Here is a 17,941-nt window from a genome sequence, read left to right on the forward strand (position 1 = left end):
TCCTCGTGGCGCGATCAGGTCATACGGTGATCGTACGGGGTCGGCGCCGGCTCCGCCCACGAAACCGGGGGTTCAGGGGGAGTGCAGCCGCAGCACCGCGTGCTCGGCCCAGTCGGGGGGACGCGTCAGCCCGGACACGGCCGCCATCGTCCCGAAGGCCAGCGGTATGGTCCACGCCGCGGGCTGGGCCAGGAGCACCGTCACCCACCCGTCGGGGGTCGTGAACAGGATCGACCAGCCGATCGCGCCCGTCGCCGTCACCGCCCCCACGACCAGCCCGGACGCCGCCCCGGCCAGGGTGAGCCGCCGCCACCAGATCCCCAGCACCAGCAGTGGGCAGAACGTCGACGCCGCCACCGTGAACGCCCACACCACGAGCACGTTGATGTCGATCGTCTGCGCGGGCAGGGCGAGCAGCACCGCCACGCAGGCGCCGACCACCACGGCCAGCCGCAGCCTGGGCACGCTCCCCTGGAACAGGTCGTGCGACAGCCCGCCCGCGAGTGCCAGCAGGAGCCCCGAGGAGGTGGACAGGAACGCGCCGAAGGCCCCCGCCGCGACCAGGGCCGTCAGCACCGTCCCCACCGACCCCGGCACCGCCTGGGCGGGCAGCACCACCGCGACCGTGTCGGTCCCCTGGAGCAGGACCAGCTGCGGGGTGAGCACCCGGCCGAGCAGGCCGTACACCGTCGGGAACAGGTAGAACAGCCCGAGGAGGGCGATCACGCCCACCGCCACCCGGCGCGCCGTGCGCGCCGTGGGGCTCGTGTGGAAGCGCATGATGACGTGCGGCAGGCCCATGCAGCCGAACGTGATCGCCAGCAGCGTCGACCACGTCTCGAAGAGGGGGTAGCCCCCCACGTCCAGGAGCGGGGTGCTCCACCGCTCGCTGCCCAGCTCGGGGAGCCCCTCGGGGTGCGGGATCGTCGCGCCCTCGGGAAAGACGTACTCGGTGCCCTGAGCGACCGTGTGCTCTCCCGCGGAGAGCTCCACCACGTCGCCCGAGGGGGTCGTCACCGTCACGGGCTCGTCCAGGCCGAAGTCGGTGTCCACGGTGAACTCCACCGGGGTCGTCTCCGGGAAGTGCGTGCCCCACTCCGGGTTGAGCGCCTCCGCCCGGGTCCCCGGGCCGGCGTGCACCACCAGGTAGATCGCGGGGACGGCGATGAACGCGAGTTTGACGACGTAGTGGAAGGCCTGCACGTAGGTGGCCGAGCGCATGCCGCCCGCGGCGATCGATCCGCTCACCACCACCCCCGCGAGCAGCACGCCCACCCAGTAGGGCGTTCCGCTGACCAGGCTCAGCACCGCTCCCGCCCCCTTGAACTGGGGGACCAGGTACAACAGCATGATCACCAGGACGACCAGCCCGCACAGCTTGCGCAGCCGCGGCGCGCCCAGCCTGTACTCGGCGAAGTCCGGCACGGTGAACGCCCCCGACCTGCGCATCGGCCCGGCCACGAGCGCCACGACCGCCACGTACCCCGCCGCGAACCCGACCGCGTACCACATGGTGCCCAGGCCGTTCTTGAGCAGCAGGCCGGAGAGCCCCAGCACGGACGCGGCGGACAGGTACTCCCCGGCGATCGCGAGTGCGTTCCAGTTGGGGGAGACGCGGCGGGAGGCCACCAGGAAGTCGGAGGTCGAGCGGGCGGCGCGCACCCCGTAGACGCCGATGACCAGGCTCGTCACCAGGACGACGCCGATCGCCAGGACGGAGGTCACCGCTCCCGCCCCCGGTCCTCGTCCCGCCTCGGCGCCTCCCGTGCCGCACGCCGCTCGATGCGCTCGGCGGAGCGGACGTGCCACAGCGCCAGGCAGAACAGCAGCGGATAGATCCCCGCGGCCAGGAGCAGCCACGACAGCGGCACGCCGCCCAGCCGGACGTGGCCGAGCACGGGGAAGGCGGCGAAGGCGCCGCTCACCCCGAACAGCAGGACCGTCAGCAGGGCCACGGTGCGCACGGCGGTCCGCCGCTGGGCGTGGAACAGCTTCCGCGCCGCCTCGGTGTCCACCGGGCCGGGGATCGGCAGGAGGTGCTGGGCGGGCCGGTTGCCCCGGGCGAGCGCGATCCGGGTCTGCGGGCTGGTCAGCTTCTCACGGCGCGGGCTCATGGCTCCTGCCGGTGGGGCTGGTCGTGCTCACCGTCCCTGGACCGCGGCGCCGCCGCGCCCTGCGCGTTCGCCGACCGGCCGAGCTGGTCGCGCCGGGCCGCCTCCAGCAGCTGGGCCCGCAGGTGGCGGCCGTGGCGGCGGCTCACGGGGACGTCGCCGGCGGGGGTCCCGGCGACCAGGCCGGACGAGGAGGTCACCCGCAGGTCCCGCACCCACGGGATGGCGACGAGGAACCCCCGGTGGACGCGGACGAACCCCGCCGACTCCCACACCTCCTCCAGGTAGGACAGGGAGAGGCGGATGAGGTGGGTGCCGTCGGAGGTGTGGAGGCGGACGTAGTCGCCCTGGGCCTCCACGAACTGCACGTCGTCGCGTTTGACGAACACCGTGCGCCGCCCCGTGTCGATCTGCACCACGTGCAGGTCCTCCGCGGGGGGCGCGGCCCCGGCGGGCCGGCGCAGCTGGGCTATGCGGCCCACGGCCTCGGCCAGGCGCTCGGGGCGGATCGGTTTGAGCAGGTAGTCCACGGCCCCGATGCCGAACGCCTCCACGGCGTGGGTCTCGGAGGCGGTCACGAACACGATGGAGGGCGGTTCGGACAGCACGCTCAGCACGCGCGCCACGTCCATGCCGTTCAGTCCGGGCATGAGGATGTCGAGGAACGCGGCGTCGATCGCGGTCGTCCCCAGCAGCCGCACGGCGGCGGCGCCGTTGTCGGCCGCGTGGACCTCGGCGACCTCGGGCATGTCGGCCAGCAGCGACGCCATCTCCTGGCGGGTGGACGCCTCGTCCTCGACGACCAGCACCCGCAGCTCGGGCTTCACTGGGCGACCACCCCCCGGGTGAACCTCGGTACCCGCACGGTCACCTTCGTCCCCTCCCCAAGCGCGGTCTCGATCACCAGACCGTACTCGGGTCCGTAGACGGCCCGCAGCCGCTGGTCGACGTTGGCCAGTCCGACGCTGCGGGACTCGGGCCCGGTCCCCGCCAGCAGGGAGCGGGCCAGGTCCGGGTGCATGCCCACCCCGTCGTCCTCGATCTCGATGACGCACAGCGGCCCCTCGCCGAACCCGGAGACGCTGATGTGCCCCGTGCCCTCCTTGCGCTCCAGCCCGTGCCGGATCGCGTTCTCCACGATCGGCTGCACCACCAGGAAGGGGATCGCGACGGGCAGCACCTCGGGCGCCATGCGCACGGTGATGTCCAGGCGGTCGTGGAAGCGGGCCCGCTGCAGTTCGAGATAGGTCTGGGTCGCCTCCAGCTCGTCCGAGACGGTCGCGTAGTCGCCCTTCTCGGAGAAGCCGTAGCGCAGGTAGTCGGCGAAGTCCGACAGCAGGTGGCGCGCCCGGTCGGGGTCGGTGCGCACCAGCGCGGCGATCACCGCGAGGGCGTTGTGCACGAAGTGGGGGGAGATCTGGGCGCGGAGCGTGCGCAGGTCGGCGGCGGCGATCCGGTCGCGGGTGCGGCGCAGCGCCGCGTGGTCGAGGGCGTCGGACACCAGCGCCGCGGCGGCCTCGACGTCGGCCTCCGCGGGGCGGCCGGACACGACCAGGGCCCCCGCCAGTTCGTCGGCCACCGTCAGGGGGACCGCGCACACGGAGGCCCCCTCGGGGAGGCGCCTGCGGGCGTTGCCGCCGTACTCGAAGACCTGGGCGAGCAGCCCCGTCACGTCACCGGGGTCGAACCGGGCGCCGTGGGAGGCGACCGGCCCGTCGAGGTCGGCGAGGAGGACGCCGTCGGCGGCGAGGAGCCGGGACAGCCTCCGGGCGGCGGAGAAGACGCCCCTCCCGTGCAACCCGTCCTGGAGGTCGACGCAGAGGGCGTGGACCTGGCGCATCAGATCGACGCCCGCCCGCCGCTCCGACGGCGCAGGGCGCCGTCGGGAGGGGGACATCCGCGACAGCCACCGGTACGACACGGACTGACCATATCCCAGCAAAATGTGTCAACGCTCACGTGTCGGGGGTCACCTTTCCTGATTGTGCCAGGGTCGACCGGGTGCTCGCCCCGCGGGCGCGCCTCGGGCCCGCCACCCGGAGAGGGTGACGGGCCCGGGACGGGAGGACTCGGGGCGGTGGCCGGTCCGGGGACGAAAGGGTCCCGGCGGGGACCGGCCGGAGGCCGCCCGAGTCCGGTGGCCTGCGGGGCGCCGCGCGCCCTAGTGGTCGGAGGCCTTCTCCGCGCCCGCGCCGGACAGGGCGCGGACCTGGAGCTGGGCGAACTTCGCGAAGTCCTGCTCCTTGGAGGTCAGCGTGCCGACGACCGCGCACAGCAGGCCCAGCGGCACCGAGAACAGCGCCGGGTTGGGCATCGGGAACCAGGCGAAGTCCATGGTGGGGATCAGGGCGGTCTCGGAGCCGGACACGACCGGGGAGAAGAACACCAGGCCCACCGCGCTGACCAGGCCGCCGTAGATGCCGGCGATCGCACCGCGGGTGTTGAACCGCTTCCAGAACAGGCTGAGCAGGATCGTCGGCAGGTTGGCCGAGGCGGCGATGGCGAAGGCCAGGGCCACCAGGAAGGCCACGTTGAGCCCCTGGGCGAACACCGCCAGGACGACGGCGACGAGGCCGATGCCCGCGGCGGCCAGCCGCGCGACCCGGACCTCCTCGTTGTCGGTCGCCTTCCCCTTGCGCAGGACCGAGTTGTAGAAGTCGTGCGCGAGGGAGGAGGACGAGGCGATGACCAGGCCGGCGACCGTGGACAGGATCGTCGCGAACGCGACCGAGGCGATGAGCGCGAGCATGATCGCACCCACCAGCTCGCCGCCGAACCGCTCGCCGACGGCCTGGGCGAGCTGGGGCGCCGCGGCGTTGCCCGCCGCGTCCTGCGCGGTGATGGCCTCGTGGCCGACGATGGCCGCCGCGCCGAAGCCCAGGACCAGGGTGAACAGGTAGAAGGTGCCGATGAGGCCGATCGCCCAGTTCACGGACTTACGGGCCGTCATGGAGTCGGGCACCGTGTAGAAGCGGATGAGGATGTGCGGCAGGCCGGCCGTGCCCAGGACCAGGGCCATGCCCAGGCTGACCAGGTCGAGCTTGTTCCACATGGTCTGGATCGCGTCGCCCGGGACCTCGACGCCGTAGCGCAGGCCGGGCTCCAGGAACACCGCGCCCCGGCCGCTGGCCTCGGCCGCGTCGTTCATCAGGGAGCCGAAGTTGAACCCGTAGATCGACAGGGTCAGCAGGACCAGCAGGGCGGCGCCGGTCATCAGCATGATGGCCTTGATGATCTGGACCCAGGTGGTGCCCTTCATGCCGCCGAAGGACACGTAGATCGTCATCAGCATGCCGACCACGACGATGCCGACGATCTTCGCGGTCTCACCCGACATGCCGAGGTAGGTCTCGCCGGGCTGGATGCCCATGAGCAGGGAGATCAGCGCGCCCGCGCCGACCATCTGCGCGAGGAGGTAGAAGATCGACACGGTGACCGTGGAGACGGCGGCGGCGGTCCGCACCGGGCGCTGCTGCATCCGGTAGGACAGCACGTCGCCCATGGTGTAGCGGCCGGAGTTGCGCAGCAGCTCTGCGACCAGGAGCAGCGCCACCAGCCAGGCGACGAGGAAGCCGATGGAGTACAGGAAGCCGTCGTACCCGAACAGGGCGATCATGCCCGCGATGCCCAGGAAGGAGGCCGCGGACATGTAGTCGCCCGCGATCGCGAAGCCGTTCTGGACGGCGCTGAAGCCGCGGCCCCCCGAGTGGAAGTCGGTGGCGTTGTGGGTGCGGCGGCTGGCCCACACGGTGATGTAGAGCGTCGCCGCGATGATGACGCTGAAGAGGCCGATGGTGATCGCGCGGCTGCTGTCGCTGACCGCGGCGGTGTCGGCGAGGTACTGGACGCTGTCGAGGTTCACTTGCCGGTCCCCCCGTCACCGTTCTCCAGGGCCTCGCGCACGACGGCCGCGGCCGTGTCGAGCCGCTTGCGCGAGTAGGACGAGTAGAGGATGGCGATGCCGAAGGTCGTCACGAACTGGAGCACGCCGAAGACCAGTGCGAGGTTGACGTTCCCGAAGAGCTGGGTGCTCATGAGGTCGCGTGCGAACGCCGTCATGAACACGTACAGCAGGTACCAGGCCATGAACGCCAGGCTCATCGGGAAGATGAAGCTGTACAGGCTCTTCTTCAGAGTCTTGAACCGGGGGTCGCTGTGCATGGCGATGACGGCCGCCTCCGACAGCTGTTCCTCCGGGGATCCCTCCCCCGGCCCCGGGGGCGGGGTGGGCGGTTCTGGTGGGCGTTGTGTGGCCATGCTGGGTCGTACCTCCGGGGGATGGCGGGAACGGCCGCGCTGCCGGGAGCGCGCTTCCTTCGTGTGATCTGTATTACTCGGCACTGTAAGGAGTGGCACTCCCGCCAAGGAGGGGGCGCGCCCGCGTGCGCGCCGAACGCGGGGGCGGAGCGTCGAACGGTCGCCCACCGTGCGACGAACGGTCGCGGCACGGGACGAACGGTCGCCGGGCGGCCGGGAGCCGGTCCGCCCGGGGCGGCGCACCGGTCCGGTCCCCCACCGCGTGTGGTCCGGCCCCGCGCGGCGGGCGGTCCGTCCGGCGGGCGTCCGGGCCGGGAGCCCCCGGCCCCGCCCGGAGGGGGAGCGGCGGGCGTCCGGGCGCGGGGCCCCTCGGTCCCGTCCGGGGGCCGCGGCCCGGCCCCACGGGCGGTGGCGCACCTCTCCGGCGGCCCCGGAAGCCCGGTCCGCGTCCGCGGGTTGTAGGTTGCGAGGCATCACCGCCCGCGCGGCCCCGCCGCGCCGGCGCGATCCGTGAGACCCCGGACGAGGTGCGCCGTACCCGGTACGACAAGACGGCGCGTTCCTGCACGCACGTCATGGAGGTACGGGTCGATGGCCTGGGCTGTACTGGTGATCTCCGGTCTTCTGGAAACCGCGTGGGCTGCCGCGCTCCACGCCTCGCAGGGCTTCACGCGCCTGTGGCCGACGGTGGCCTTCGGCGCCGCCCTGACGCTGAGCATGGCCGGGCTGGCGTACGCGCTGCGGACCATCCCCCTGGGGACGGGCTACGCGGTCTGGGTGTCGATCGGCGTCGTCGGCACCGCGCTGGTCGGCATGTTCTTCCTGGGCGAGGGCTTCAGCCCGCTCAAGGGGCTCTGCCTGGTCCTCATCGTCGCCGGGGTGGTCGGGCTCAAGGTCCTGCACTGAGCCGGGCCGCCGGTCGGCGGGGGACCGGGACGGCGCGGACACGGGTCCGCCGCTCCGGCGCCCGGACCGCGCCGTGCGCCGGCCCGGACACGGGGTCCTGGCCGGCGGTACTCCCGGTGCTCATGGGACGGCCTGTCCGGTGCGGCGCGGGACGCCGCACCGGGCAGGCCGTGTCCGTCAGGACGGGGCGGCCGGGGGACGGCGCCGGGAGGCCCGACGCCTCTCGAGGTGCTCCGCGTGCTCCATGTACCGCTCGACCAGAGAGGCCGCCACCGGGTTGTGCCCGCGGACGCGCAGCAGCCAGTGCGGCGCGATCCTCTCGTGCAGCCACAGGAACCCGATGGTGAAGCCGAAGCTGAGCATCGCCTGGAGGGCGAGGAACGACAGCAGCGGCTCCCGGAGCACGGTGTCGTTCCCGAGCACCAGTGCCACGGCGTAGGAGTCGAACAGGCGGGCGAGGGGGAAGCCCGCCAGCCAGTACAGCGCGAGGGGGGCCACCGCGCCGACCGAGAACACGCCTCGGGCGAGCAGCACGCAGTACCCGGCGCCGAGCAGCGCGAGGGGCAGGCCGAGCGCCGCCCCCACCGTGGTGTTGAGGAGCGCGGGCAGCCCGGCCATCGCGCCGACGCCCGCGGCGAACAGCCCGGCGACGAGGCCGATCGCCGCTCCGGGCACCGCGACCTCGGCGTGGTGGAGGAGGGCGCCGGACGTTCTGGGGGAGACCTGGACGCCCATCAGTCCACCACGACCCCGAAGGCGAACAGCGAGTAGAAGAGCGCGCCGAGGTAGAACAGCGCGGCGAAGGCGATGACGGCGTTGGAGACGATGCCCGGCCGGATCGGCTTGGGCAGGGTGAGGTTGTTGACCAGCAGCAGCACCACGCAGTACGCGCCCATCGCGAACGCCGACAGGAACGCGAGCACGTCCAGGATCGCCGCGGGCCCGTCGGCGGGGCCGAAGAGCAGGACGAGGATGCCGAAGACGATGAGGCCCCACAGGAACATGGCGTACAGCTTCGAGACACCGATCTTCTTGGCGCCCGGCACGAAGTTGTAGGTCATGTCGGCCTGGCCGCGCGAGAAGGAGTCGAACAGGCCCAGCGTGGCGTTGAGCCCGATGAGGGCGATGAAGCAGAAGAAGACGGTCCCCAGGACCGGGCTTCCCGCGGCGGAGAAGGAGCCGGCCATGGCGTCCAGGGAGGCGTCGCGGTCACCGGCCCGGATGAGGTCGGCCACGTTCGGGTCGATGCGGGCGGAGGCCTGGGCCAGCACGGTGAAGGAGATCGTCACCAGCATGGTGATGCCCCAGAACAGGACCATGGCGTCGAAGGTGACCCAGCGCCGCCAGCCCTTCCACTTCGCCATCTCCGCGGGGTCGGAGGTGTCGAACATGAAGCCGCGCGAGGGCATGGTCTCCTGCTCGCCGGAGTGCCGGAGCCCCCGGATCTGCGGGATGTGCGCGCCCATGCCCGCGCCCTTGTCGCGCAGGTGCAGGGTGTACCACATCTGCTGCATGCCGGAGGGTCCGGCGAAGGCGACGGAGCCGACGATGATCGGGAACCAGGCGGCCGTCATCGCCTCGGGCGGGAAGTAGCCGAACGCGAACATGCCGCTGATGGTGGAGGTGAGGTCGGAGAGGTTGCCGACCATCGCCGCGACCACGGACGTCCCGACGACCAGGAGGCCGATGCAGATGGAGAGCACGCTCTCCAGCAGGTTGTAGATGACCTTCGCCAGCGTGAACACCACGCCGACGAGGAGCATCCCCGCGACCGCCGTCGCCTGCCAGGGGATACCGGTCACCCGCTCGAACGCGGAGGCGCCCGCGGAGAGGTGTCCCGGCCAGATGTACACCAGGATCGCTGTGAGGAAGAAGAACCACATCAGCGGTTTGAACACGCGCGCGGCGCCGTAGAAGATGCTCTCGCCGGTCGCCATCGCGTAGCGCGACATCTCCAGCATGACCACGGCCTGCAGGGAGACGCCGACCAGGAACAGCCAGCGGATCTCGGGGCCGAACACGAGGACCAGCCTCGGCCACATGTAGGACTCGCCCATGCCGACGCCGAGGGCGACGAGGAACACGGTGGGTCCGAGGATGTGGATCGAGGGGGGAGCCTTCGGGAGGGGGCGGATGGGCATCGGCTCCAGCCGGCCCGCCTTCCACACGCGCTCCTCCTGCGGGGGAGCGCCGCCGGCGGCGGTGGCCGTGGAGGACGTGTCGGACTCGACGGTGCTCGGCTGCCGCTGGGCGGGGACGAAGGGGATCTGCGAGTCGGTGGGGGACTTGTCGGCGGAACCCGGCGTACCGCCGGTCTCGGGGCGTGAGGAATCCATGGGTGGAACTCCCTGTGTGGGATGTGCGGATGCGAGCTGCTTGCTTGCATGGCGCCCCCGGGTGGTGCGGTCACCTCTTCTGTCGGTGTGCGGGCGGACCGTCGCGGCCGGTGAGTGGCTGCGTCCGCGGCGGAGGGTCCCGACGGCCTTGTGGCGGCGGCTCCGAGGCCGTCGGGATCAGGGGTGGTGCGGCGGTGCGGTGGTGCCGGGGCCCGGCCGGCGCGGTGGGCGCCGGCCGGGCACTGGGTCAGAGTAGTCCTGCGGCGCGCGCCCAGCGATACTTCGCGCCGAGAATCTGCACGGGTTTCTCGGTCGTGTAGGGGAAGGCCACGATCCCGTGGTCGAACAGGTACCGCGAGGCCTCCTCCACCTCGGTGTCCCCGGAGAGGGAGGCCACCACGGGCTTGTCGATCCCCTTGGCCCTGGCCTCGGCCACGACCTCGCTGATCACCTTGGCGAAGACCATCGGCGGGGTGATGATGGTGTGCCAGTAGCCCAGGATCAGCGCGTGCACCCGCTCGTCCTCCAGGCCCAGCCTGACCGTGGCCTCGTAGGTCGAGGGGGGCTCGCCCCCGGTGATGTCGACCGGGTTCCCGGCCGCCCCGAAGGGCGGGATGAACGCCCGGAACGACGCGTCCAGGTCCGGCGGGATCTCGTACAGCGACATCCCGTTGTCGACCACGGCGTCGGAGAGCAGGACGCCCGATCCGCCCGCCCCGGTGATGATGACGACGTTCTCGCCCCGGGGCGTGGGCAGGACGGGCAGGGCGCGGCCGAACTCCAGCAGTTCGTTGAGCCCCGGCGCCCTGACCACCCCGGCCTGGCGCAGGATGTCGTCGTACACCTTGTCGTCCCCGGCGAGCGCCCCGGTGTGCGACCCGGCCGCGCGGGCTCCGGCGTCGGTGCGCCCGGCCTTGAGCACGATGACGGGCTTGTGCGGCACGACCTCGCGTGCGGCCTCGACGAAGGCGCGGCCGTCCTTGAGGTCCTCCAGGTGCATGGCGATGGCGTTGGTGTTCTCGTCCTGTCCGAAGAACGTGAGCAGGTCGTCCTCGTCGATGTCGGCCTTGTTCCCGACGCCGACGATGGCGGAGACGCCGGTGTTGGTGCTGCGGCTGTAGCCGAGGATGGCCATGCCGATGCCGCCGGACTGCGAGGTGAGGGCGGTGCCGCCGGCGACGTCGTAGGGGGTGCAGAACGTGGCCGACAGCTTCTCGGGCGTGTAGTAGTAGCCGTAGATGTTGGGACCGAGGAGCCGGACGCCGTGCCTGCGGGCGATGGCCAGCACCTCGTCCTGCAACTCCTGCTCACCGGTCTCGGCGAAGCCGGACGGGATGAGGATCGCCGCGGCGGCCCCCTTCGCCCCGACCTCCTCCAGCGCGCCGGCGACGAACTTCGCGGGGATCGCGAAGACGGCCACGTCGACGTCGCCGGGGACGTCGAGGACGCTCGCGTACGCCTTGCGGCCGTACACCTCGGGGGCCTTGGGGTTGACCGGGTACACCTCGCCGGCGTATCCGCCGTCGACGATGTTCTTGATGACGGAGTGGCCGATCTTCCCGGCCTCGTTGGACGCGCCGATGATCGCGATCGACCGGGGCTTGAAGACCCGGTTCATCGCGCCGAGGATCTCGTCCCGGTCGAACGGGGCCGGCCGCTCGGCCGGGGTGAAGTCCAGGACGAAGCGCAGGTCGGCGGCCACGGCGGACGAGGGTCCGGCGAACACGGGGTTGAGGTCGGCCTCGGCGATCTCGGGGAAGTCGGTCACCAGGTCCGACAGCGAGCTGACGACCTCTGCGAGCCGCTCCTGGTCCACGCCCGGCCGGCCGCGCACGCCGCGCAGCACCTCGGCGGCGCGGATGTCGCCGACCTGGGACAGCGCCTCCTCCTCGGAGACCGGCGCCATGCGGAAGGTGACGTCCTTCAGGACCTCGACCAGGACGCCGCCCAGACCGAACACCACGATCTTGCCGAAGGTGGGGTCGGTGGTCGCGCCGACGAGGACCTCGACCTCGGGTCCGCCGCCGATCTGCTGCTGGATCTGGACGCCGTCGATCCTCGCGCCCGGGGTGTGGGCGAGGGCGTTGGCGACGATGCGGTGGTAGGCCTCGGAGACCTTCTCGGCGCTGTCCAGGCCGACCTCGACGCCGCCCGCGTCGGTCTTGTGCAGGATGTCGGGGGAGACGATCTTGGCCACGACGGGGAGGCCGAGGTCCTGGGCGAGGGAGGCGGCCTCCTCCGCGGAACGGGCCAGGCCCTCGCCGGGGATCGGGATGCCGTAGGCGTCGGCGAGGACGCGGCCCTCGGGGGCGGTGAGGGCGGTGCGGCCCTCGGCGCGGGCCCGGTCGAGCACCTCGCGGACCGCTGAGCGGTCCCGGTCGGAACGCTCGGGGGTGTAGGCGGCCATGTCTTCAGATCACTCCGTTCGATTCGAGTTCGGCCAGGTCCTCGTCGGACAGCCCCAGTTCGCCGCGGTAGACCTCGGCGTTGTGCTCGCCGAGCAGCGGGGAGCGGACGACGTCCACCGGCGAGTCCGAGAGGCGGATCGGCGAGGACACGGTGCTGTAGGGCCCGCGCTCGGGGTGGTCGACGGTGGTGACGACACCGTTGGCCCGCAGGGTCGGGTCGTCGATGATCTCCCGGGTGGACATGATCGGGCCGCAGGGGATGTTGTGCGCGTTCAGCGCCGCCAGCACGTCCCACTTGGGGATCTGGGAGGTCCACTCCTCGATCAGGGAGAACATCTTGTCGAGCTTGTCCAGCCGGGCCTCGGGGGTGGACCACTCGGGGTCGTCGGCCAGTTCGGGCCGGTCGATGAGCCGGGTGATCGGCTCCCACCCGACGGGCTGGACGATGACGTACACGTAGTCGTTGGGCCCGCCCGGGGCGGTGCGGACGGCCCAGCCGGGCTGGCCGCCGCCGGAGGCGTTGCCGGAGCGGGGGACCTCGTCGCCGAAGTCGTCGTTGGGGTACTCCGCCAGCGGACCGTGGGCGAGCCTCTGCTGGTCGCGGAGCTTGACGCGGCACAGGTTGAGCACCGCGTCCTGCATGGCCACCTGCACGCGCTGGCCGCGCCCGGTGTGGGTGCGCTGGTACAGGGCCGCGAGGATACCGGCTACTGTATGCATCCCCGTGCCCGAGTCACCGATCTGCGCGCCCGTCGCCAGCGGCGGGCCCTCCTCGAACCCGGTGGTGCTCATCGAGCCGCCCATCGCCTGGGCGATCACCTCGTAGGCCTTGAAGTCGGCGTACGCGCCCGGCCCGAACCCCTTGATCGAGGCGTAGACCAGCCGGGGGTTGGCCTCGGAGAGCGCCTCCCAGGTGAACCCCATCCGGTCCAGCGCGCCGGGGGCGAAGTTCTCCACCAGGACGTCGCTGCGGCGCACGAGCTCCAGGAAGATCTCCTTGCCCCGGGGCTTCTTGGTGTTCAGGGTGATGCTCCGCTTGTTGGAGTTGAGCATCGTGAAGTACAGGCTGTCCACGTCGGGCCGGTCCCGGAGCTGTCGCCGGGTGATGTCGCCCGAGGTCGCCTCCACCTTGACCACGTCCGCGCCCATCCAGGCGAGGATCTGCGTCGCCGACGGTCCCGACTGGACGTGGGTCATGTCCAGGACGCGTACCCCGTCGAGTGCCTTGCCCATGGCTCTTCCTCTCTGGCTCGGCTACTTGTACATGGTCTGGTTCATCGTCCCCGGGGCGTAGACGTCGGGGTCGATCCAGACGTTGACGAGCGAGGGCTTGCCGGACTCGCGGGCGCGGCGCAGCGCCGGGGCGATGTCGGCCGGGTCGCGGACCTCCTCGCCGTGGCCGCCGAGCATCCTGGCGAACTCCGCGTAGTTCACGTCCCCCAGCGTGTTGCCGATCTCGCCGCGGTCCGCGCCGTACTTGGCGATCTGGCCGTAGCGGATCTGGTTCATCGACGAGTTGTTGCCGACGATGCCGACGAAGGGCAGGTCGAACCGGACGAGGGTCTCGAAGTCCCAGCCGGTGAGGCTGAACGCGCCGTCGCCGAAGAGCGCGACCACCTCCTTGTCCGGGCGGGCGTACTTGGCGGCCATCACGAACGGGACGCCGACGCCCAGCGTGCCGAGCGGCCCCGGGTCCATCCAGTGGCCCGGCGACTTGGGCTGGACCACCTGCCCGGAGAAGGTGACGATGTCGCCGCCGTCGCCGACGTAGATGGAGTCCTCGGTCAGGAACTGGTTGATCTCGCTGACCAGCCGGTAGGGGTGGATGGGCGTGGAGTCGGAGGTGAGCAGGTGCGCCCGCTTGTCCAGGGCGGTCTGCTCCTGGGTCCGCAGCTCCTCCAGCCAGGTCTTGCGGCTCTGGGAGCCGTTGTCCCCGTAGGCGGAGGTGGCCTGGAGCACCGACGACAGGATGACGTCGGCGTCGCCGACGATCCCCAGGTCGATGTCCCGGTTCTTGCCGACGGTGGCGTAGTTGAGGTCGATCTGGACGACCGTGGCGTCGGGGGAGAGGCGCTTGCCGTAGCCCATGCGGAAGTCGAAGGGGGTGCCGACGATGATGATCAGGTCGGAGTTGGTGAAGGCGTAGCGCCGGGAGAGCTGGAAGTGGTGGGGGTCGCCCGGCGCCAGCGTGCCCCGGCCGGCGCCGTTCATGTAGGCGGGGACGTTGAGGGCGCGGACCAGGTCGGTGGCCGACTGCGTGGCCCGGGTGGTCCACACCTGGTTGCCGAGCAGGATGCTGGGGCGCTCGGAGCGCACGAGCAGGTCGGCCAGGCGCTCGATCGCGTCGGGGTCGCCCGCCTGCCGCGTGGAGGCGCGGTACCGGCCCTTGGCGGGGATCCGCGCCTTGTCCAGGGGGACCGAGGCGTCGAGGACGTCGCGGGGGATCTCCAGGAAGGACGGGCCGGGGGCTCCGCTGTTCGCCTCGCGGAACGCCATCGAGACCATGTCGGCGACCCGCTCGGTGTGCGGCACGGTGGCGGCGAACTTGGAGATCGGGTTGATCATGTCCACGTGCGGCAGGTCCTGGAGCGAGCCCATCTTGTGCTGGCTGAGGGCGCCCTGGCCGCCGATGACCAGCATCGGGCTCTCGGCGCGGTAGGCGTTGGCGATGCCGGTGACCGCGTCCGTGGTCCCGGGGCCGGCGGTCACGACCGCGCACCCCGGCTTGCCGGTGATCCGCGCGTAGCCGTCGGCGGCGTGCGCCGCGACCTGCTCGTGGCGGACGTCGACCACGTCGATGCCCTCGTCGGCGCATCCGTCGTAGATGTCGATGATGTGTCCGCCGCAGAGCGTGAAGATGACGTCGACGCCCTCGGCCTTGAGGGCCTTGGCCACCAGGTGGCCTCCGGAGATCGCGGTCTTCTCGCTGGTGGTGGATTCGGTGGTTCCCTTGCCGTCGGCCATCGGTACGACGACCCCTTTCGTGCGGTGCGGGCGGGCTGCGTCCTCGGGGGGACGCTGTTGGCGGGATACTGTATACCGTGTACGTCACATTGGAGCACGGCGCCGCGGCGGTGTCCAGACCCCGTGCGCCGCCGGTGTGGTCCGTACCGGGAGCGGACGCCGGAGCAGGGCCGCGAGCAGCGCCGCGACCCCGCACAGCGCGCCCGCGCCGACCAGGCCCGCCGACCAGGCGGCGGGCGGCGCCGCCGCCAGGAGCAGCGCCGCCCCGCCGACGCCGACCAGTCCGCCGACCGCCTTCGAGCTGTAGACCAGGCCGTGGATGCCGGCGGTCCACCGCGAGCCGAAGTGCCCCTCGGTGATCGCGCGGGTCAGCGGGTAGCAGGAGCCGGTGCCCGCTCCTGCCGCCAGCGCCAGGAGCGCCGCGGCGGCGGGTGGTCCGGCGGAGGCGGACGCGGCGAGGCCGGTCAGCGCGAGCGCCGCGGTCCCCAGCAGCAGGGCGAGGGTCCGGCGCCTGCCGGTCCGCTCGGCCGCCGCGCCCGCGGCCAGGCGCCCCAGCCCGCTGCCGGCGGCGAAGGCCGCGATCACCGGGGCGACGGCGGTCGGGGGATGGCCGCCCTCCAGGAGGAGCACCGGCAGCGCGGCGAGGACGAACAGCCCTCCGGCCCCGGAGAGGGCGACGACCGCGTGCAGGAGGGGCAGCGACCCGCCGGCCGACCACGCCTGGGCGTGGGTGAAGTCGGCGGCCGGGGGCGGGTCCGCGCCCCGGCGCAGGGCCGCGGCGCGCGGGTCGGCCGCCCCCGGCGGCCACCACCGCGGCGGGGCGGAGCGCTGGCCCGCGCCGCCCGCGACCCCCAGGACCAGGACCAGCGCCGCCAGCGACGCGCAGGCCCAGGGCAGCGAGGCGGGCGCCGTCCCGCCCGCGATCGCGGGGAGGAGGGGGACCGGGCCCAGGGCGAAGGCGCCGCCCACGGCCCCCGAGCGCACGGTGCGCCGGTCGGGGAACCAGCCGCCGACCAGGTCCGTGCAGGAGTGGTAGACGAGTCCGGCGCCCGCCCCGCCGAGCACCCCGTAGCCCAGGACGGCCGCGGTGAGCCCGGAGGAGGTACCGAGCACGACCAGCGCCGCCGCGCACAGCAGCGCGCCGGTCTGGATCAGCGCCCCGGCCCGCAGCTCCCGCCGCCTCCCCAGACGGTGCAGGGCGGGGGCGCAGGCGCCTTGCACCAGGGTCCACACGAGGAACGGGAGCAGGGCCGCGGCGGGGGACCAGCCGTGCGCGGCGACCAGGGTCGGGACCGCCGCGCCGTAGCCGAACTGGAGCACCCCGACCGCCGAGGCCGCGACCAGCGCTCGGGCGAGGACGACGGAACGGGGCACGCCGGTCAGCGTGCGGGCGGCCGGGCCGACGGAGTAGCGCCTGCCGCGCCAGTCGCGCACCTCCTCCCGGTCGGTGGCGGGGGGCGGGGGGTGTCCGGGGGAATGGGGGCTGCGCATGGCGACACCTCCTTGTATGCAGTATGCAAAGTTCTCGGCGCCCTGGGAAGGGGTGGCGCAGGACACATTTTCGACCATGGGAGTATTGAATACTGCATACAGTATGGAGTATCACTGAAGGGGACACGACAACCACGTCATGAGGAGGCCAGGTGGATCTCCACGAGTACGAGGCCAAACAGCTCTTCGGGGAGTACGGCGTCCCCCTCGTCGAGGGCGAGATCGCGGACACCCCTGAGCAGGCGCGGCTGGCAGCCGGCCGCATCGGTCACCGTGTGGTGGTGAAGGCGCAGGTCAAGACCGGTGGTCGCGGCAAGGCCGGCGGCGTGAAGGTCGCCGAGGGCCCCGAGGACGCCCGGGCCAGGGCCGAGCAGATCCTCGGCATGGACATCAAGGGCCACACGGTCCGCCGTGTCCTGGTCGAGGAGGCCTCCGACATCGCGGAGGAGTACTACTTCTCGTTCCTGCTGGACCGGGCGAACCGCGGCTTCCTGTCGATCTGCTCCAAGGAGGGCGGCATGGAGATCGAGGAGGTCGCCGTCACGAACCCCGGCGCGGTCGTGCGCACGCCGGTCGGGCCCGAGGGGGTCGACCAGGCCGCCGCGCTGGAGATCTGCCGCGCCGCAGGGATCCCCGAGGAGGTGCGGGACTGCGCCGCCCAGGTGATCACCCGCCTCTGGGCGGTCGCCTCGGGGGAGGACGCCACCCTCGTCGAGGTCAACCCCCTGGTCCGCACGGCCGACGGCCGGATCGTCGCCCTCGACGGCAAGGTCACCCTGGACGAGAGCGCGGGCTTCCGCCACCCCGAGCGCGTCCCCTTCGCGAACGGCTCCGACGTCGACGACCGGGAGCGCAGGGCGAAGGAGAAGGGCCTGAACTACGTCAAGCTCGACGGCGAGGTCGGCATCATCGGCAACGGCGCGGGCCTGGTCATGTCCACGCTGGACGTGGTCGCCTACGCCGGCGAGGAGCACGGCGGGGTCAAGCCCGCCAACTTCCTCGACATCGGCGGCGGCGCCTCCGCCGAGGTCATGGCCGACGGCCTGGAGATCATCCTGGGCGACCCGGCGGTCAAGAGCGTGTTCGTCAACGTCTTCGGCGGCATCACCGCCTGCGACGCGGTCGCCAACGGCATCGTGCAGGCGCTGGAGCTGCTGGAGCAGCGCGGCGGCGACCCGGGTTCCGGCGGGTCCGGCAAGCCGCTGGTCGTGCGCCTGGACGGCAACAACGCCGAGCTGGGCCGGCGGATCCTCGACGAGCGCGCCCACCCGGCCGTTCGGCGGGTCGACACGATGGACGGCGCCGCCGCTCGGGCCGCCGAGCTCGCGGCACTGGGCTGACCGGCGAGACGAACTTCGACAGGGGACGCGACACACCATGGCTATTTTCCTGACCAAGGACAGCAAGGTGCTGGTCCAGGGCATGACGGGCTCTGAGGGCACCAAGCACACCCGGCGCATGCTCGCCT

14 protein-coding genes, 1 pseudogene and 1 riboswitch are annotated in these 17,941 nt (G+C 72.3%); of the genes and pseudogenes, 3 read left to right on the plus strand and 12 right to left on the minus strand.

Annotated features, from left to right (window positions below):
* Positions 1 to 72 precede the first annotated feature (72 nt).
* The 6 genes from ACIRPH_RS18785 to ACIRPH_RS18810 all read right to left on the minus strand — a co-directional run bounded on the left by ACIRPH_RS18785 (position 73) and on the right by ACIRPH_RS18810 (position 6,368).
* Positions 73 to 1,725, minus strand: a complete 1,653-nt coding sequence (locus ACIRPH_RS18785; RefSeq protein ID WP_402915964.1) for a cation acetate symporter — start codon at positions 1,723 to 1,725, stop codon at positions 73 to 75.
* Positions 1,722 to 2,114, minus strand: a complete 393-nt coding sequence (locus tag ACIRPH_RS18790; RefSeq protein ID WP_402915966.1) for a hypothetical protein — start codon at positions 2,112 to 2,114, stop codon at positions 1,722 to 1,724. Before ACIRPH_RS18790 ends, ACIRPH_RS18785 begins: the two co-directional genes overlap by 4 nt.
* Positions 2,111 to 2,938, minus strand: a complete 828-nt coding sequence (locus ACIRPH_RS18795; protein WP_402915968.1) for a LytR/AlgR family response regulator transcription factor — start codon at positions 2,936 to 2,938, stop codon at positions 2,111 to 2,113. Before ACIRPH_RS18795 ends, ACIRPH_RS18790 begins: the two co-directional genes overlap by 4 nt.
* Complete coding sequence (locus ACIRPH_RS18800; protein WP_402915970.1) at positions 2,935 to 3,951, minus strand: sensor histidine kinase; 1,017 nt, start codon at positions 3,949 to 3,951, stop codon at positions 2,935 to 2,937. Before ACIRPH_RS18800 ends, ACIRPH_RS18795 begins: the two co-directional genes overlap by 4 nt.
* Before the next feature lie 321 nt (positions 3,952 to 4,272).
* A complete protein-coding gene (locus tag ACIRPH_RS18805) occupies positions 4,273 to 5,973 on the minus strand; it encodes a cation acetate symporter (protein ID WP_402915972.1) in 1,701 nt (566 codons plus the stop codon).
* Complete coding sequence (locus tag ACIRPH_RS18810; RefSeq protein WP_402915974.1) at positions 5,970 to 6,368, minus strand: DUF485 domain-containing protein; 399 nt, start codon at positions 6,366 to 6,368, stop codon at positions 5,970 to 5,972. Before ACIRPH_RS18810 ends, ACIRPH_RS18805 begins: the two co-directional genes overlap by 4 nt.
* A gap of 497 nt (positions 6,369 to 6,865) precedes the next feature.
* A riboswitch (guanidine-III (ykkC-III) riboswitch) is annotated at positions 6,866 to 6,929 on the plus strand.
* 30 nt (positions 6,930 to 6,959) lie between these two features.
* Between ACIRPH_RS18810 and ACIRPH_RS18815 the strand changes: the two genes are divergently transcribed.
* Positions 6,960 to 7,274 carry a DMT family transporter gene (locus ACIRPH_RS18815; protein ID WP_402915976.1) on the plus strand — a complete coding sequence of 105 codons (315 nt, stop codon included), beginning with the start codon at positions 6,960 to 6,962 and terminating at the stop codon, positions 7,272 to 7,274.
* Positions 7,275 to 7,451: 177 nt separating this feature from the next.
* Here ACIRPH_RS18815 and ACIRPH_RS18820 read toward each other — a convergent pair whose 3' ends face one another.
* The 6 genes from ACIRPH_RS18820 to ACIRPH_RS18845 form a co-directional block, all read right to left on the minus strand.
* The gene (locus ACIRPH_RS18820; RefSeq protein ID WP_402915978.1) at positions 7,452 to 8,009 is read right to left on the minus strand and encodes a hypothetical protein; all 558 of its coding nucleotides are present in this window, start codon (positions 8,007 to 8,009) and stop codon (positions 7,452 to 7,454) included.
* Positions 8,009 to 9,610: an Nramp family divalent metal transporter gene (locus ACIRPH_RS18825; RefSeq protein ID WP_402915980.1), complete on the minus strand. Its 1,602-nt coding sequence runs from the start codon at positions 9,608 to 9,610 to the stop codon at positions 8,009 to 8,011. Before ACIRPH_RS18825 ends, ACIRPH_RS18820 begins: the two co-directional genes overlap by 1 nt.
* 247 nt (positions 9,611 to 9,857) lie before the next feature.
* Positions 9,858 to 12,017: an acetate--CoA ligase family protein gene (locus tag ACIRPH_RS18830; RefSeq protein WP_402915982.1), complete on the minus strand. Its 2,160-nt coding sequence runs from the start codon at positions 12,015 to 12,017 to the stop codon at positions 9,858 to 9,860.
* A 4-nt stretch (positions 12,018 to 12,021) separates the two neighbouring features.
* Positions 12,022 to 13,251 carry a formyl-CoA transferase gene (gene frc, locus ACIRPH_RS18835; protein ID WP_402915984.1) on the minus strand — a complete coding sequence of 410 codons (1,230 nt, stop codon included), beginning with the start codon at positions 13,249 to 13,251 and terminating at the stop codon, positions 12,022 to 12,024.
* Positions 13,252 to 13,272: 21 nt separating this feature from the next.
* Complete coding sequence (locus ACIRPH_RS18840) at positions 13,273 to 14,982, minus strand: thiamine pyrophosphate-binding protein (protein WP_402915986.1); 1,710 nt, start codon at positions 14,980 to 14,982, stop codon at positions 13,273 to 13,275.
* An 84-nt stretch (positions 14,983 to 15,066) separates the two neighbouring features.
* Positions 15,067 to 16,473, minus strand: a complete 1,407-nt coding sequence (locus ACIRPH_RS18845; protein ID WP_402915988.1) for an MFS transporter — start codon at positions 16,471 to 16,473, stop codon at positions 15,067 to 15,069.
* Between the two features lie 152 nt (positions 16,474 to 16,625).
* Between ACIRPH_RS18845 and sucC the strand changes: the two genes are divergently transcribed.
* The gene (sucC, locus tag ACIRPH_RS18850; protein WP_402915990.1) at positions 16,626 to 17,813 is read left to right on the plus strand and encodes an ADP-forming succinate--CoA ligase subunit beta; all 1,188 of its coding nucleotides are present in this window, start codon (positions 16,626 to 16,628) and stop codon (positions 17,811 to 17,813) included.
* A 37-nt stretch (positions 17,814 to 17,850) separates the two neighbouring features.
* A pseudogene (locus tag ACIRPH_RS18855) lies at positions 17,851 to 17,941 on the plus strand (succinate--CoA ligase subunit alpha); the annotation flags it as partial.

The organism is Nocardiopsis sp. NPDC101807, assembly GCF_044766605.1.
Classification (GTDB): Bacteria; Actinomycetota; Actinomycetes; order Streptosporangiales; family Streptosporangiaceae; genus Nocardiopsis; species Nocardiopsis tropica.

Bases quoted from the DNA above. Each gene is read 5' to 3' on its own strand.
- ACIRPH_RS18815 (WP_402915976.1), top strand. From the start codon at position 6,960: ATGGCCTGGGCTGTACTGGTGATCTCCGGTCTTCTGGAAACCGCGTGG.
- ACIRPH_RS18845 (WP_402915988.1), bottom strand. From the start codon at position 16,473: ATGCGCAGCCCCCATTCCCCCGGACACCCCCCGCCCCCCGCCACCGAC.
- frc (WP_402915984.1), bottom strand. From the start codon at position 13,251: ATGGGCAAGGCACTCGACGGGGTACGCGTCCTGGACATGACCCACGTC.
- ACIRPH_RS18825 (WP_402915980.1), bottom strand. From the start codon at position 9,610: ATGGATTCCTCACGCCCCGAGACCGGCGGTACGCCGGGTTCCGCCGAC.
- ACIRPH_RS18810 (WP_402915974.1), bottom strand. From the start codon at position 6,368: ATGGCCACACAACGCCCACCAGAACCGCCCACCCCGCCCCCGGGGCCG.
- ACIRPH_RS18840 (WP_402915986.1), bottom strand. From the start codon at position 14,982: ATGGCCGACGGCAAGGGAACCACCGAATCCACCACCAGCGAGAAGACC.
- ACIRPH_RS18830 (WP_402915982.1), bottom strand. From the start codon at position 12,017: ATGGCCGCCTACACCCCCGAGCGTTCCGACCGGGACCGCTCAGCGGTC.
- ACIRPH_RS18820 (WP_402915978.1), bottom strand. From the start codon at position 8,009: ATGGGCGTCCAGGTCTCCCCCAGAACGTCCGGCGCCCTCCTCCACCAC.
- ACIRPH_RS18800 (WP_402915970.1), bottom strand. From the start codon at position 3,951: ATGCGCCAGGTCCACGCCCTCTGCGTCGACCTCCAGGACGGGTTGCAC.
- ACIRPH_RS18790 (WP_402915966.1), bottom strand. From the start codon at position 2,114: ATGAGCCCGCGCCGTGAGAAGCTGACCAGCCCGCAGACCCGGATCGCG.